Here is a 14,803-nt window from a genome sequence, read left to right on the forward strand (position 1 = left end):
AAACCTGGTGACCGCACCCGTCCGGCAGGTCAGGCGGCACGGTCGAGCAGGGCGTGCACCTTGGGGCGCAGGTCGTGCACGTGGCCGGAGCCGCCGAACAGCCGCACCGTGGTCTGATTGGGGGCGCGCAGGATGCCGAGCAGCACGTGGCCGGACTCGATGGTCTTGTCCTTGCGGCCCAACGCCTCGCGCAAGGACAGCTCGAGCACCTTCTTCGCGTCCTTGCTGAACGGGATGTGGCCGACGGCGACGCGTCCCCAGCCGAACGGGCCGCGCCGTTCCTCCGGTATCGCGCGCTCGAGGGCGTCCTCGCCGAAGGTGGCCTCCAGCGATTCGCGCACGGCGTCGAGGTCGATGCCGATCGACCGCAACGCCTCGGCGTCCTCTTCGCCGAGCGGTTCGCTCTTGGCCTGCGGCGCCAGCGTGGCCATGACCCCTTCGTAGGTGAGACCTTCCGCCGCGAGCAGTGCCTTCAGGTCCGCGTCGCTGTGCGCGAGCACACCGAGCAGCACGTGCTCGACATTGATTGATGACGAACCCAATTCGCGGGCGTCTTCCTGGGCGGTGACGATCGCCGTCTTCGCCGACTTGGTGAACCGTTCGAACATCAGCGGTCCCTGCCTCTCCGGTTGTACTTCTGGTGGACCGCCTGCTTGCTGACCTCGAGCGCCTCCGCGATCATCTGCCAGGACCAGCCCTGTTCTCGGGCATTGCCGACCTGGATCGCTTCGAGTCGTTCGAGCAGCCGCCGCAGGGCGAGTACCGCGCGCAACCCGACCTTGGGGTCGGGGCTGCCCGCGGCGGCCGCCAGAGTGGTTGCTTCAGTCATGTCGTCAATTTTGATTGACACCATGGGCAAGTGTCAACGAAAATTGACGAACCGGAGTTCGCGGAGAGAGAAATCGACTCCTAGCCGGTCCACTCACCGGTGGCGGCGAACTTGTCGAGGATCGCCGTGGGTTCGGCAAGGCTCAGGCCCTGCGATTCGACCCATGCGTCATCGAAATACGTTCCGGCGTAACGATCTCCGCCGTCGCACAGCAGGGTGACCACGCTGCCGCCGCGACCGGCGGCCAGCATTTCGGCGATGATCGCGAAGACGCCCCACAGGTTGGTGCCGGTGGAACCGCCCACCCGGCGGCCGAGCACCTTGCTGGCATACCTGGCCGCCGCGATGGAGCCGGCGTCGGGCACCTCGATCATCCGGTCGACCACCTGGCCGACGAACGACGGCTCCACCCTGGGACGGCCGATTCCCTCGATGCGCGAAGACATTCCGGTCTCATAGCCGGCGTCGGAGGTCTCGTAGCCGCCGAAGAACGCCGAGTTCTCCGGGTCCACAACGGCCAATTTCGTTGCGTGCCTGCGGTATCGGATGTAGCGGCCGATGGTGGCGCTGGTGCCGCCGGTGCCTGCACCGACCACGATCCAGTCCGGCACCGGATGCGACTCCAAAGTCATTTGCTGGAAGATGGATTCGGCGATGTTGTTGTTGCCGCGCCAGTCGGTGGCACGCTCGGCGTGCGTGAACTGATCCATGTAGTGGCCGCCACAGTCGGCGGCCAGCTGCGCAGCCTCGGTGTACATGTCGGGCGGGCGGCGCACGAAATGGCAACGGCCGCCTTGCGCTTCGATCAGCGCGATCTTCTGCGGCGAGGTGCTCGCAGGCATCACCGCGACGAAATCCAGGCCGAGCAGCTTCGCGAAATACGCCTCGCTCACCGCGGTCGAACCAGACGACGCCTCCACCACCGTCGTACCCTCGGTGACCCAGCCGTTGCAGATCGCGTACAGGAACAGCGACCGCGCGAGCCGATGCTTGAGACTGCCGGTGATATGGGTGGATTCGTCCTTCAAGTACAGCTCGATCTGCCACACCGACGGCAGCGGATAACGGAGCAGGTGCGTGTCGGCGCTGCGCTGGGCATCGGCGTCGATCAGCCGCACCGCGTTGTCGACCCAGTCGCGCGACGCGCTGCGGTCACAGGACCTCATGAGGTTGTCCCCTGATTGTCCTCGGCCGCCTCGCCACGCAGCCTGGCGCGCAGCTGGGCCTTGTCGTGGCGGCGCCGCTCGTCCACCACCGCGATGTCCTCGTTGACCCGGGTGCGCAGCCGCTTGAACAGCGTCAGCGACAGCGGCATCGCGATGATCAGCGCAAACAGGGCCGCGACCACCAGCGGGATATCCACCGAGACCAGCCGGGCGACCAGCATGATCAGCGCGGTGATCGCGACGACCAAGGCCAGCCTGGCCAGGGTGTAGAGCCCGAGATCGCGGGCGAGCCGACGGCCCGCGCCAGGGGTTTGCTGTCCTGGAACACCCTCAGGTGGAGTTGCGTCACTCACGTCTGCCAGCCTATGCGAAGCTGTTGCCCACCCCTGGCTCGCGCCTCGCGCGGAGGTGGAGAGCGTATCCGTTTTGTCTATTACTTCCCCTTTACCAACTGTAGGTGGTTCGAGTACCTAGGGGTTTCAGTGCAACGATGTCGCCATCTGATGAGGGAACTGTCGAGAACGGAGAGGTTTGCTATGAGTGCGATCACCGTCGGCGGCCAGGACACCCTGCTGACACCAGGGCAGGTTGCTGCCATGTTCCACGTAGACCCCAAGACGGTCACCCGCTGGGCCCATGCCGGGCGTCTCGGGTCGTTGCGCACACCGGGCGGACATCGCCGGTTCCGCGAGTCAGAGGTAATGCAGCTGCTCAAGTCGCTCACCACTGAGGCGACGACCGTACGCTGACTGCGGGCAGCGCGGGCCCATCGTGCCGGGGCCCGCGCCCACCCCGTCGTTGATTTTCGCGGCTGCGGTGTGCGGGAGCTACGCACGGGACTACCCTCGTAACCAGGAGGTGAGCGACGTGACGTACCTGTTGGCACTCATCGCAGTCGTGGCAGTCGCGGTGTTGTGCTGGAAAGCGTTCGGCCCCGAGAAGACTGCAGGGCCCACCGCCCCCCACTCGCGTTCGCCGCAGCGCAAACGCATCGTCGGCCCGGACGACGACCCCGAATTCCTCTGGCGGCTGGCCCGCCAGCATCGTGACGGAGACTCCGGCAAGCCCGAACACTGACGTCGTTCGAAACGCTGACGTAGCGACTGCTTGCAGGTCGCTCGAAACGATCAGTGTCGGCCGGATTCCTTTCGCCGCTTCACATCTCACCTTCCACGCAGGTGCGCGCAGGTAGCCCTTCGCTCGCTCGAAGTTGGCTCGCGACCCGCGCCAAGTGTTGCTGTGCCTCAGCCGAGAGCCCGCTCGCGGTCCGCACCAACCTGCGGAAGGCGCCGTCGTTCAATTGCTCGATCACTCGCCCGTCTTCCTGAACCATCGCATCAGGGAGATAAGTAAAGAATTCGGAATCCAAACCGCCACTCCTCGACCCCGTGTGCACCCGATCAGCGCATCGCCTGTTGAGAGGACACGGCGAGTCGTCGAACGGCACGCCACGTCGAGGGTGATTTACGCCACTCTCCGAGGGGCGCAATTCGCCCCAAAGTAAAGAAATGCCCCACCCGGCAGGTGCTCGGGCGGGGCATTCGGGCGGTTTGCCCTAAATGGTGGGGCAGAATTCGGCGGAGGTGATGGCGAGCAAGGCGCCGATCGGGTTGTTCCAGTCGCCGTTGACCGTGGTGACCAGAGTGTGACCGCCGTCACGTGATGCCATGGCATAGGTAAAGCCGCCTTGCACCGCGCCGCCGGTTCCGTAGACCGTGACGCCGCAGGGCAGTCGCTGTTCGAAGACGCCGCCGCTGCCGTATCGGGTCTGCGGGATCCACCCTGCGCCGTCCGTGCTGACGGTCGTCCACATCAGTTCGTGCAACGCGGGCGGTAGCAGTTCGCCTCCGGCCATTGCGGTGACGAAACGGCTCAGGTCGGCCGTGGTGGACACGATCGCGCCCGCCGCCCCGGCCCACGACGGATTCATATCGGTGACGTCGTAGACGGGAGCATCGGGGTCGGCGCTCCACAGCTTCGAATACAGCCTGCCGTGCGGACCACGCACCTCGAACTCCGGTCCGGCCACATACGTGTCAGCGAGGCCGAGCGGGTCGATCACCAGCCGCTGTATTTCGTCGGCATAGCCACGGCCCGTTGCCTTTTCGATGATCATGCCGAGCAGAAAGTAGTTGGTGTTCGAGTAGCGCCAGCCCGCACCCGGCGCATAGTACGGCGGGTACTTCATGGTGATCCTGACAATGTCCTCGGCGCCGAGGTTGTCGAAGCGGTGCTGCATGTAGTCCTTGCCGGAGAAGTTGTTCAACATCTCCTGGTCGTCGACGGACGGGTTGGCCAGGCCACTGGTCTGGTTCAGCAGGTGCCGCACCGTGATCGCGGCGCCGTCGTTGCCGTTGCCACGCACCACGCCGGGCAGCCATTTCGTCACGGTGTCATCGAGATTCAGCACGCCGGCCTCGACCAGTCGCAACACCGCCGCGGCGGTGAACGCCTTGGTGATACTGCCGACCCGGAATTGATCGCCGCGCATCGGCAGGCGCCCGGTCCCGGCATCGGCGAGACCTGCACGGCCCCACCAGGTTCCGGCGCTGTCGTGCACCTCGGCCACTGCGCCGGGGAGGCCGCCTGCCACGGCCTGGTCCAGCGCCTGCTGCACGGCAGGCTTCGCGGGTGCGGCGGCCGACGATGGCGCACAGGCGGTCACGCCCGCCGCGATGCCCGCGATAAGCAGGGCCGCGATGCCTGCGCGAAGAGTCTTGCTTGTCGATGAGCGGTGGTTGGTCAGCATCTGGTTCTCCTCGAACTCCGCGACCCGGTGTGGTCGCTGTCGGGAGAAAGCCTGCGGCGCCGCGGATTCACCGTGGTTGCGTCGCGGTTTCACGCGGTTACCTGCACTGTCTCGCACGCACAGGTTGCCAGGTCAGCCGCATTTCGCTGAGCCGACTAGGGTTTGCGGGTGGGAATCGAGTTGACCTTGCTGTCCGGGGTTGCACTACGCGGGCAGGACATCGCCGGGCCGCGCGTGCGCAGTCTGCTCGCGCTGCTGACGACCGAGCTGCGCACGGGATCCAGTACGACCCGGTTGATCGCGGGGCTGTGGCCGGACGATCTGCCGGAGAATCCCACCAAGGCTTTGCAGGTGCTGGTGTCGCGGGCGCGCGCACAGCTGGGGGCCGACCTCATCGCGAGCACGCCTACGGGCTATCGGCTGACGCTGCGTCCGGAACAGATCGACGCGACCGCGCTGGACGTGCACGCGGAGGCGGCCGAACGCCACAGCAGGGCAGGCGATCACGTGGCCGCCCTCGAGCAGGCCGCGGCGGGGCTCGCCATGTGGACCGGGGTCGTCGAGGACACTGAAGACCCGGATCCGTTGTCGGAGTTGCGGATTGCCAAGCAACCCGCGCATCGGGCACTGCATGTCAGGTTCGCGCTGACGCTGTCCCGGTTGGGCAGGTACGCCGAGGCACTCGGTCCGTTGACCGAGATCGCGGCGAGCGAACCGCGCAACGAGGAGGTGCTCGCCGAACTGCTGCGCGCCGAAGCCGACACCGCAGGCCCCGCCGCCGCGCTCGACCGCTACGACGACTATCGGCGGGCGCTGCGTGACGAACTGGGATCGGATCCGGGCGCCACGCTGCAGACGATCTACAAGCAGCTGCTGCGGGCGAACGAACCCGTTGTGCGCCACGGCATCCTGCACGATCCGAACCCGCTGCTCGGCCGCGAGCCGGACATCGCGGCGGTCCATGTGCTGCTGCGGTCCGCGCGGGTCGTCGCCGTCGTCGGCCCCGGCGGACTCGGCAAGACCCGGCTTGCCCACGCCGTCGGCAGGGCGGCCGAACAGCGGGTGGTGCATCTGGTGCCGCTCGCAGGCGTCGCGGACGACGGCATGGTTGCCGCCGAAGTGGCCGGTGCGGTCGGCGCCGAGGCCGCAGGCGTCGCCGCCATCGCCAAGTCGCTCGGTTCCGGTCCGACGCTGCTGATCCTGGACAACTGCGAGCAGGTGCTCGACGGCGTCAGCGCGCTGGTCGCCCCGCTGGTGGCACTGACCGGGGAGCTGCGCATCCTCGTGACCAGCCGGGCGCCACTGGGATTGACCTCGGAGGCCGTGCATCTGCTTCCGGTGCTTGCGCCCGCGACGGCGGCCGAGCTGTTCGCGCAGCGTGCCCGAGCGGTGCGGCCGGATGTCGTCTTGCCGCACGACGACGTCGCGGCGCTGTGCGCCGATCTGGACGGGTTGCCCTTGGCCATCGAACTGGCGGCGGCGCGGGTGCGGGTGTTGTCGGTTGCCGAGATTTCGGCACGATTGGTGGACCGGTTCGCGTTGCTGCGCAGCGGGTCTCGTGATGCGCCGCACCGCCATCGGACGCTGCGCGCGGTGGTCGAGTGGAGTTGGAACCTGCTCGACGAACACGCGCAAGCGGCGATGCGGTGGTTATCCGTCTTTCCGGCCGGATTCACCGCCGCGGCCGCCCATCGGATACTCCACGGATCGGGCGAAAAGGTCGGCCAGGATGCGACATTGGAGATCCTCGAGCATCTCGTCGATCATTCGCTGATTCAGCTCACGGAGGTCGGATCCGGCACCAGGTTCCGGATGCTGGAGTCGGTACGGGATTTCGCAGCGGCCCAGCGCGCCGAGGCGGGCGAAAACGACCGCGCATTGGCCGAATTCCTCTCCTGGGCCCGTGATTTCGGGACAAGCGTCGACGGGCTGGCGTTCAGCGATCTAGGCGAGAAGAGCCCTGTCCGCGCCGAGCAGGACAACCTGGTGCGCGCGCTGCGCCACGGGCTGGATCGGTCGGACGGGCCGACGGTCGCCGCCGCCTGGGCGGCGTTGGGTCCTTACTGGTACGTCGAAGCCAACTACGCGGGCATCGCGGAGCTGGTCGGCGAATGTGCCTGGGTGCTTTCGCATTATCGACCCGAGCCCGCCTATGTGGAGGTGACTCGAACGGCGGCCGCGGTCTGCGCGTTGAGCGGGGTCACCCAGGGCGGATTCGAACTCAGATCGCTGCTCGTCTTGCACCGCATGCCCGAGGCGCCGCCGGACACGCTCGTGCGCGCCATGGCGGTGCTGTTTCGCGCCGCGTCTGAGTTGCTCGGCCCCGACACCGCGGCGCTGGATCGGTGGTGCGCCAGTGCACAGCCGCTGCTGGCCGGAATGGCCCACCTCGTCGCAAGCTTCCGTGCGGAGCAGACCGGTGATCGCGCGGCGGCGCTCGCGGCGACGCGGCGGATGCTCGCGGCCTTCGAGCGCACCTCGAACACGTGGATGCGATACCAAGCGCATTGCCGGATAGGCAAACTCGCGCTGCTGTCGGAGCAAGGGGAACTGGCACGACAGCACGTGGAACGAGCGCTGCGCCAGATCGAGGACCACGGGCCGCGACCGGATCGTGTCGATCTGATCGTCGGGCTCGTCATGGCCGCACTCCAACTCGACGATATCGACTGCGCTGAGCAGTGGTTGGCGCAGCTGCCCGACCACACCGATCCGTTCGCGCAGCCGTACAAGATGATCGCCGATGCCGAGATCCGGCTCGCCCGTGGCGAAACCGACGACGGCCTGCGACGGTGGCGGGCGATCACCGAGCTCGTCGCGAGCACCTCGCACCCGTACTATCGCCCCGATCCGCGTGGAATTCAGGTGTGGGCGTTGGAGATTCGAGCTGCGGCCGTTCTCGCACACGCCTACCACGGCAGGCTGGACCTGGTCGACCAGCTCGTCGCGGACCTGCCAGGGCAGGTGACCACACTGCTGACACACCCGGCGACCACGCCGGGCGGCCATCTTGCGGAGCTGACCGCTTGTGGCGCAGTGCTTTCCGCCTTGGCGGTAGTGGACATCGACCGCGATCTCCGCGCGGACGGCGCCCGCCTGCTCGCGCTGGCCGAACGATTCGATCCGCCACGACACATCCAGCCGACCATGTCCAGCAGCCGGGCCAGGCACCGTGCCGAAAACGCCGATGGGGCGGCGTATGTCGAGGGTGTCTCGACATACGCCGCCCTGGACGTACTCGGTCTGCGTTCCGCCGCGCTGTCCGCACTGCGGCAGCGGGTGGATTAGCGGCCCGGCTCGCGGTTCAGCAGCTTGGTTGCGCCGAAAAAGCTCACCGCGGTGATGGCCGCGCACCAGGCGATCGCGATCCACGCGTTGGCACCGACCTCCGTGCCGAGCAGCAGACCGCGCAGCGACTCCATCACCGGGGTGAAGGGCTGGTGCTCGGCGACCCAGGCCAGCCAGGAAGGCATGGACTCGGTAGGCACGAAACCACTGCCGAAGAAGGGCAGCAGCATGAGCAGCATCGGCAGGTTGCTCGCGGTCTCGACACTGTCGCTGACCAGCCCCATGAGCACCGCGACCCAGGTGATCGCCATCGTCAGCATGGCGAGGATGCCCACTGCGGCAACCCATTCGAGCGGATTCGCGGTCGGGCGGAAGCCGATCACCACGGCGATGCCGAGCACCACAGCGACACTGAGCAGCGTCTGCACCACGCTGCCGACCACATGCCCGGTCAGCAACGACGGCCGGAAGATGGCCATGGTGCGGAATCTGGCGACGATCCCCTGCGTCATGTCCGTGCACACCGACACCGCGGTGGCCGTGGCCGCGCCAGCCACCGTCAGCAGCAGAATGCCGGGGGTGACGTAGTTGACGTAATCACCGCGACCCGAACCACCGCCGAGGCCCGCGCCGAGAGTGCCGCCGAAGACATAGACGAACAGCAGCAGGAACACCACCGGCCCGACGATCAGCGGAATGGTCATGGTCGGGTAGCGCACGATGTGCAACAGGCTGCGGCGCACCATCATCGCCGAATCGGTCGCCGCGTATTTGATCGTGCTCATCGCACAGACTCCTTCTGGTTGCCGGTGAGAGCGAGGAAAACATCGTCGAGATCGGGGGTGTGCACGGAGAGTTCGGCGGCCTGGATGGACGCGGACTTCAGCTTGTCCAGCAGGCTGTACAGCGCGTCGACGCCGCCATCGCTCGGCACCTGCAGCGTCAGCTCGTCCTCGTCACGCAGGTCGGCGTCGAGCAGGCGCGCGGCCGCCTCGTGCGTGCGCGGTTCGGCGAACCGCAAGGTGATATGTCCGCCGGGGACAAGGCGTTTCAACGCTTCCGGCGTGCCCTCGGCGACCACCTTGCCGCCGTCGATCAGCGCGATCCGATCGGCGAGCTGATCGGCCTCCTCCAGATACTGCGTGGTGAGGAAGACCGTGGTGCCGCCGGCGACCAGCTCCCTGACCAACCGCCAGACCGCCCGGCGGCTGCGCGGGTCGAGTCCGGTGGTCGGCTCATCCAGGAACAGCACCTGCGGGTCCCCCATCAGGCCCATCGCGATATCGAGCCGCCTGCGCATGCCGCCGGAGTAGGTCGACGCCGGCTTCTGCGCGGCCTCGACCAGGTCGAACTGTTCGATCAGCCGGGCAACGCGCCGCTTGCGCTCGGCGCGGCCGAGATGGTGCAGCGTCGCCATCATGGCGAGGTTCTCCGCGCCGGTGAGCAGGTTGTCCACCGCGGCGAACTGGCCGGTCACGCCGATGGCGGCCCTGACCGCTTCCGGCTCTGCGGTGACATCGTGTCCCGCAACCCGGATTTCGCCGCCGTCGGCGCCGATCAACGTGGAAAGGATCTGCACCGCAGTGGTTTTCCCGGCGCCGTTGGGGCCGAGCAGCGAAAAGATGGTGCCGGCGGGGACTTCCAGATCGATGCCGTCGAGCACCAGGTGGTCACCGTAGGACTTGCGCAATCCGGTCGCCGTGATCGCCGGCGGCCGTGGGCTGGTCATCATGTGTCTCTCCTCGAATCCGCGACCCGTTGTCGCTGTCGAGGAAAAGAATGCGACCCTCCGGATTCACCGCGGCAACACCGCGGTTTCACCGGGTTTCAGCAGGTGCCGAAGGAAGCCAGCACGGTCGGCCCGGAGCCTGCCATGTATCCCCCTCATGGCATCCTTCGGCAGGTAGGTCAGCGCGGCACCAGCATCCACGGACCCGCGTAGGGGCCTTGGCATTCGAAGTCCCACCATTCGCCGTTGAGAATGCCCTGATCCCCACGCTCGACGCAGTCGAGGTGATTGACGTACGGCCCGCGGAAATCGTCGCCGATCGCGGTGCCGGTTGCGTTGTCCGCCACGGCGATTGCGGTGGATGGGAGTGCACCGGCGATCAATGCGCCTGCCAGCGCGACGGTTGCGGCCACACGTCGCGAGTTGATGCCCGATGTCCTGGTGTTGCTCTTCATGGGAGCAACACTGCCAAGCCGGACTTACACCGGCGTCTCACGCGTGTCTCACGACGAACGTGCGGGTGTTCGGCGCAGGGCCATGGCCCGATGTGCAGCCCGGAACTTTCCGTGCGCCAAGGGAACCCGGCACCAACAGGGTCCGAGTTCCCGCTAGCCCACCGAACTCAGGACGCGTTGACGGTACAGAGCACCTCGCTGATCGCTGTCCCCGACTTGTCCGCGGAACCGACATTGGCCAGCATCGCGGGCGGGTGATGCTGAGCCAGAGTGGTGTTGGCCGCGAACAGCGCGGCCGAACTGTCGCGTCCCGAACCAGCGGCGACCGCCCAGGTGGCCGTCCGGGTGGTGGTGTAGACGAGCGCACCACAGCCGTCCGACCATTCCTGCAAGATGACACAATCCGCGACGCCGCACGAGGCGAGCGCCTCACCCAACGCTTCCTCGCGACTCCCCGCATCGATACTCGTGCCGTAGCTCCAGTCGTCGACACTGAACGCGATCGCACCGTAGAAACTGGCCGCATTCGCGGTACCAGCACCGATCACAGACCCCACCCCAAGACCCACCGCCGCGACCACGACGACAGCCTTACCCATGAACCTCATCAACCACTTTCCTTCGTGAACACCTACGCGAACATTGATCCCACGAATCATGGCCGACCCCACCCCAATCCACCCAATCCGTCCCCGCAGAATCACATCCCCCCGCCGACACCTATCACCACATCGCCCCGCAGCGGCACGGGTGTCGACGACACGCTACGTTCCTGGATAGCCCTTGACGCCGAGAGGCCCACAGCGGGACAAGATTTCGCTGCGGGCGGCAACGAGACGACGGGCGATGATGTCGCGGCCCGTGTCGCCAGGGCAGCGGCGCTACAGCCAGTCTTTGTCGACGTCCAGCAAGTCCGCCGGGTCGAACGCGATCGGGAAAGGTTGCTCGACCTCGAGCATCTGCCCGGCATACACGGTGGTCACATGTCGGTAGGTCAGGTCTTCCAGCACATGGATCGCGATCCTGGGACGCGGCTCAGATCGACGATCCAATAGTGCTCGATGCCTGCCGTCGTTTTCAGCCCCCTCCGGACTGCCATATGCGCGCACGGCTAATTAAGGCCGGCGTAGCTGTGCAGGCCGCTGATCACCATGTTGATGATGAAGAGGTTGAAGAGCATGGCTACGAAACCTGCGACGTTGATCCAGGCGGCCTTGGTGTCGCGCCAGCCGGAGGTGGCGCGGGCGTGGAGGTAGGCGGCGTAGAGGACCCAGGCGATGAAGGAGCAGGTTTCTTTGGGGTCCCAACCCCAGAAGCGGCCCCAGGCGGCTTCGGCCCAGATGGCGCCGAGGATGACGCCCGCGCCGAAGAGGGGGAAGCCGATGATGGTGGTTTTGTAGGCGAGGCGGTCCAGGGTGCGGGCGTCGGGGAGGCGGCGGGCGATGGTCCCGAAGATGCCGGAAGATTCCGCGCCCTCGGGCTGGCGGACCCGGTAGAGGAACAGGAGGCTGGCAACGCCAGCGAACAGGAAAACGCCGCTGCCGATGCTGACGATGGTGACGTGCACGGGCAGCCAGAAGGATCTCAGCGCGGGAACGACCGGGGCCGCGTCGGCGTAGAGGACCGTGCCCGCCAGGAACAGCAGGATCAGCACCGGGACGAGCAGGAAGACCCACATGGCCCGATAGCGCTGCTCACGCAGGAAGAGCACGCCCATGAGGATCGCCGCGGCCGTCGCCATGGTGACGAACTCGTACATGTTGCCGAGCGGGAAGCGGTGGGTCGCGAAGCCGCGCAACACAATCGAGGCGATGTGCAGGGCGATGGCGACGACGAGCACCGAGAACGCGGTGTTGCCGAGGCGCTCCGAGAGCGACTTCTCCGGCGGGCCGACGACCCGGCCCGGCATCGAGGGATCGATGGCGGGACCGCCGACCGAGACGAGTTCACGCTCGGCGACCTGACGGCTGCGCGCGGTGGCGTACTGCCAGATCAGCAGCACGAGCACCAGCGCGTAGACCACGATCGCGGTCTTGAACGAGAAATCGCTGTAGCGCGCGATGGTCTCGTTGATCGGCATCTCTACTCTCCCGTGGTCTTCGCATCGGCCGCCGAGTCGGGCCGCGTGTCCAGCAGGCGCGTGCGTAGCCGGTCGAACTCACTGCCCCAGCCCGCCTGATCGGTGCGCGCGAGCCCGCCCAGTTCTACTACGGTGCGTCGTTTGTCCAAGGTACCGGCTGCGTCCTCGGCAGGATAGACCCGCACCCAAATACGCCGCCGCTTGACCAGCAGCGACACCAGCAGACCCAGCATCATGGTCACCGCGGACACCAGCACCCACTGCTGCGCCGGATCGTGCGACACCTGCAGGTTCACGAACTCCTGCGCGCCGTCGAAGGTCACCTTGGTGCCGTTGGGCAGGCTGGTCGACTCGCCGGGACGCAGGTTGACCCTGGCCTCCTTGACCAGTCGCCCCTGTTTGACCTGCTCGGTGTCGAGCGCGAACAGCGACTGCGGCCGCCCGGTGTCCAGGCCGGTGTCGCCACGGTAGATGTCGACGGCGACGGCCGGATCGGTCATCGCCGGGTACGACGAGGTCATCAGCGAACCGTGGAACAGCGCGGTCGGCGCGAACAGCCCCTCGATGGCGATCTGGTTCTTGCGGCGCTCCTCGTCGGTGGCATACATGCCGCCGGGCGGGTCGATGCGCAGCACACCGCTGGACAGGAAGGTCATCGCGTCGTCGGGACGCCATTGGATGGTCTCGGTGCGCGCCTGCCCGTTCGGGAAGGTGACGGTGAAGGTCGGCGCGAAACCGTGGCCCTGCAGATAGATTCGGTCGCCCGCGACACGCAGCGGATGGTTCACCTGGATCCGGGTGGACCGCCAGGTGTTGTTCTGCAGGTCGGCGCCGGACTGGTATTCGATGTTCGAGGTGAACATCTCGGCCTGGCCGTTGGTCAGATAGTCGGCCTTGAAGTCCTTGACCCGCACGCAGATCGGCGCGAGACCGGTGCCGTCGTTGACGTTGCCCGCCTTGAACGAGTCGAAGACGGCGGGCGAGGTGGTGCAGAAACCAGGCCCGTTGTTCGCGATGACGATGACGCTGCCCTCGTAACCGAACAGCTTGCCGACCGCGATGGCGATGAGCAGCCCGACCAGCGCAAGATGGAAGACGAGGTTGCCGAGCTCGCGGGTGTAGCCCTTCTCCGCGGCGAGGGTGAGCTCACCGTCGCGGTCGCCCGGTCTGACCTCGGTTCGCCAGCCGCGCAACTCTTTTCGAACATGTGCGAGGACGTCGTCCGGCGCCTGCTCGGCAGTGCCGGAGTAGTGGTGCGGCAGCCGGGACAGGTTGCGCGGGGCGCGCACGGGCGGAGTGCGCAGCGCGCGATAGTGATCGACGGTGCGCGGCAGGATGCAGCCGACCAGCGAAATGAACAGCAGCACATAGATGGCCGTGAACCAGAAGCTGGCGAACACGTCGAACAGCTCGAACCGGTCCATCCACGGGCCGAGGGTCGGGCGGTTTGCGATGTACTGGGCGACCTTCTGCTCGTTGAGACTTCGCTGCGGCAGCAGCGCGCCGGGAATGGCGGCCAACGCGAGCAGGAACAGCAGCACCAGCGCGGTCCGCATGCTGGTGAGCCCGCGCCAGGTGTTGCGCACGAACGCCACCAGCCGGCCAGGCAGGGATTGACGCGGCGGGACCGAGGCGGTCACCGGCTTGTCTTGCACGGTCATATCGGGAGAGTCACCTCGGAGACGAACGCGTCGCGCACCCAGCCGACGAACTGATCCCATATCCCGGAGACCAGCGCGATGCCGACGGCGACGAGCAGCATGCCCCCGATGATCTGGATGGTCCTGGAATTGCGGCGCAGCCAGCCGACTCCGCGCAGCGCACTGGCCGAGCCGAACGCGAGGATCACGAACGGCAGGCCGAGCCCGAGGCAGTAGGCGACGATGAGCGCGACGCCGCGCACCGCAGTGGTCCCGTCGGTGCCCGCGGCCACCGCCATCACGCCGGACAGCGTCGGGCCGAGGCACGGGGTCCAGCCGAGCGCGAAGACGCCGCCGAGCAGCGGTGCGCCCGCGAGGCTGGTCAGCCTGCGCGGCTCCATCCGCGTATCGCGCTGCAGTGCGGGGACGAGGCCGATGAAGACCAGCCCCATCAGAATGGTGACCACGCCGCCGATGCGTTGCAGCAGTTCACGATTCACGTTCAAGGTCTGAATGACGCCGAAAACCGTTGCGGTGGCGAGCACGAAGACCACGGTGAACCCGGCGACGAACAGCCCGGCCGCACCGGCGACCCGCAGCCGCCCGGCCCGCGCGGCCTGCTTCGCGGAGTCGACGGCGACCGAACCCGGCTGCGCGGCAGTGGCTTGCGCGACGGTCGCGGGCGGCGCCTCGGCGCCGACGAGCCCGGCGAGGTAGGACAGGTAGCCCGGCACCAACGGGACAACGCAGGGCGAGGCGAACGACACCAGCCCGGCAAGCACGCACGCCCCCAATGCGAGCAGCAAGGGTCCGGTCGCGGCCGTCTGTTGAAAGGAATCCCCTACGGCGGCAAGCACCATCACCGGG

Annotated in this window: 17 protein-coding genes; 3 read left to right on the forward strand and 14 right to left on the reverse strand. The window is 67.1% G+C overall.

Features of this window, described 5'->3' with window-relative positions:
- Window positions 1–29: 29 nt before the first annotated feature.
- The 4 genes from ACGFNJ_RS00735 to ACGFNJ_RS00750 all read right to left on the reverse strand — a co-directional run bounded on the left by ACGFNJ_RS00735 (window position 30) and on the right by ACGFNJ_RS00750 (window position 2,348).
- Window positions 30–608 carry a Clp protease N-terminal domain-containing protein gene (locus tag ACGFNJ_RS00735; protein ID WP_393441915.1) on the reverse strand — a complete coding sequence of 193 codons (579 nt, stop codon included), beginning with the start codon at window positions 606–608 and terminating at the stop codon, window positions 30–32.
- Window positions 608–829, reverse strand: a complete 222-nt coding sequence (locus ACGFNJ_RS00740) for a hypothetical protein (protein WP_069160603.1) — start codon at window positions 827–829, stop codon at window positions 608–610. The genes ACGFNJ_RS00735 and ACGFNJ_RS00740 overlap by 1 nt, the downstream gene beginning before the upstream one ends.
- 80 nt (window positions 830–909) lie before the next feature.
- Entirely contained in the window at window positions 910–1,995 is a 1,086-nt protein-coding gene (locus ACGFNJ_RS00745) for a PLP-dependent cysteine synthase family protein (protein WP_393441918.1), read from the reverse strand.
- Window positions 1,992–2,348 (reverse strand): DUF4229 domain-containing protein, encoded by a 357-nt coding sequence (locus tag ACGFNJ_RS00750; protein ID WP_393441920.1) that lies wholly within the window; start codon window positions 2,346–2,348, stop codon window positions 1,992–1,994. Before ACGFNJ_RS00750 ends, ACGFNJ_RS00745 begins: the two co-directional genes overlap by 4 nt.
- Window positions 2,349–2,531: 183 nt before the next feature.
- Here ACGFNJ_RS00750 and ACGFNJ_RS00755 point away from each other — a divergent pair, with 183 nt between their 5' ends.
- Both ACGFNJ_RS00755 and ACGFNJ_RS00760 read left to right on the forward strand, forming a co-directional pair.
- Entirely contained in the window at window positions 2,532–2,744 is a 213-nt protein-coding gene (locus tag ACGFNJ_RS00755; protein ID WP_393441922.1) for a BldC family transcriptional regulator, read from the forward strand.
- Between the two features lie 118 nt (window positions 2,745–2,862).
- A complete protein-coding gene (locus ACGFNJ_RS00760) occupies window positions 2,863–3,072 on the forward strand; it encodes a hypothetical protein (RefSeq protein WP_393441925.1) in 210 nt (69 codons plus the stop codon).
- Between the two features lie 79 nt (window positions 3,073–3,151).
- On the opposite strand, the gene ACGFNJ_RS00765 is transcribed toward ACGFNJ_RS00760, so the two are convergent.
- Both ACGFNJ_RS00765 and ACGFNJ_RS00770 read right to left on the reverse strand, forming a co-directional pair.
- Window positions 3,152–3,364, reverse strand: a complete 213-nt coding sequence (locus tag ACGFNJ_RS00765) for a hypothetical protein (protein WP_393441928.1) — start codon at window positions 3,362–3,364, stop codon at window positions 3,152–3,154.
- 186 nt (window positions 3,365–3,550) lie between these two features.
- Window positions 3,551–4,837, reverse strand: coding sequence for a serine hydrolase domain-containing protein (locus ACGFNJ_RS00770; protein ID WP_393441930.1), 1,287 nt, complete (start codon window positions 4,835–4,837; stop codon window positions 3,551–3,553).
- Between the two features lie 75 nt (window positions 4,838–4,912).
- Here ACGFNJ_RS00770 and ACGFNJ_RS00775 point away from each other — a divergent pair, with 75 nt between their 5' ends.
- On the forward strand, window positions 4,913–8,032 hold the full coding sequence (locus ACGFNJ_RS00775; RefSeq protein ID WP_393441932.1) for an ATP-binding protein: 3,120 nt from the start codon (window positions 4,913–4,915) through the stop codon (window positions 8,030–8,032).
- Here ACGFNJ_RS00775 and ACGFNJ_RS00780 read toward each other — a convergent pair.
- The 8 genes from ACGFNJ_RS00780 to ACGFNJ_RS00815 form a co-directional block, all read right to left on the reverse strand.
- Window positions 8,029–8,817, reverse strand: a complete 789-nt coding sequence (locus tag ACGFNJ_RS00780; protein WP_393441935.1) for an ABC transporter permease — start codon at window positions 8,815–8,817, stop codon at window positions 8,029–8,031. The genes ACGFNJ_RS00775 and ACGFNJ_RS00780 overlap by 4 nt on opposite strands.
- Window positions 8,814–9,764, reverse strand: a complete 951-nt coding sequence (locus ACGFNJ_RS00785; protein ID WP_393441937.1) for an ATP-binding cassette domain-containing protein — start codon at window positions 9,762–9,764, stop codon at window positions 8,814–8,816. Before ACGFNJ_RS00785 ends, ACGFNJ_RS00780 begins: the two co-directional genes overlap by 4 nt.
- Before the next feature lie 176 nt (window positions 9,765–9,940).
- Window positions 9,941–10,216, reverse strand: a complete 276-nt coding sequence (locus tag ACGFNJ_RS00790; RefSeq protein ID WP_393441939.1) for a hypothetical protein — start codon at window positions 10,214–10,216, stop codon at window positions 9,941–9,943.
- 167 nt (window positions 10,217–10,383) lie between these two features.
- Window positions 10,384–10,824 carry a DUF4189 domain-containing protein gene (locus ACGFNJ_RS00795; RefSeq protein WP_393441941.1) on the reverse strand — a complete coding sequence of 147 codons (441 nt, stop codon included), beginning with the start codon at window positions 10,822–10,824 and terminating at the stop codon, window positions 10,384–10,386.
- A gap of 273 nt (window positions 10,825–11,097) precedes the next feature.
- On the reverse strand, window positions 11,098–11,226 hold the full coding sequence (locus ACGFNJ_RS00800; protein ID WP_393441943.1) for a hypothetical protein: 129 nt from the start codon (window positions 11,224–11,226) through the stop codon (window positions 11,098–11,100).
- Between the two features lie 101 nt (window positions 11,227–11,327).
- Window positions 11,328–12,296, reverse strand: coding sequence for a c-type cytochrome biogenesis protein CcsB (ccsB, locus tag ACGFNJ_RS00805; RefSeq protein WP_393441945.1), 969 nt, complete (start codon window positions 12,294–12,296; stop codon window positions 11,328–11,330).
- Between the two features lie 2 nt (window positions 12,297–12,298).
- Window positions 12,299–13,957, reverse strand: coding sequence for a cytochrome c biogenesis protein ResB (locus ACGFNJ_RS00810; protein ID WP_393441947.1), 1,659 nt, complete (start codon window positions 13,955–13,957; stop codon window positions 12,299–12,301).
- A complete protein-coding gene (locus ACGFNJ_RS00815) occupies window positions 13,954–14,796 on the reverse strand; it encodes a cytochrome c biogenesis CcdA family protein (protein WP_393443678.1) in 843 nt (280 codons plus the stop codon). Before ACGFNJ_RS00815 ends, ACGFNJ_RS00810 begins: the two co-directional genes overlap by 4 nt.
- Between the last annotated feature and the right edge of the window lie 7 nt (window positions 14,797–14,803).

Origin of the sequence: Nocardia sp. NPDC049149, from assembly GCF_043197455.1 — a bacterium.
In the GTDB taxonomy this organism is placed as follows: Bacteria; Actinomycetota; Actinomycetes; order Mycobacteriales; family Mycobacteriaceae; genus Nocardia.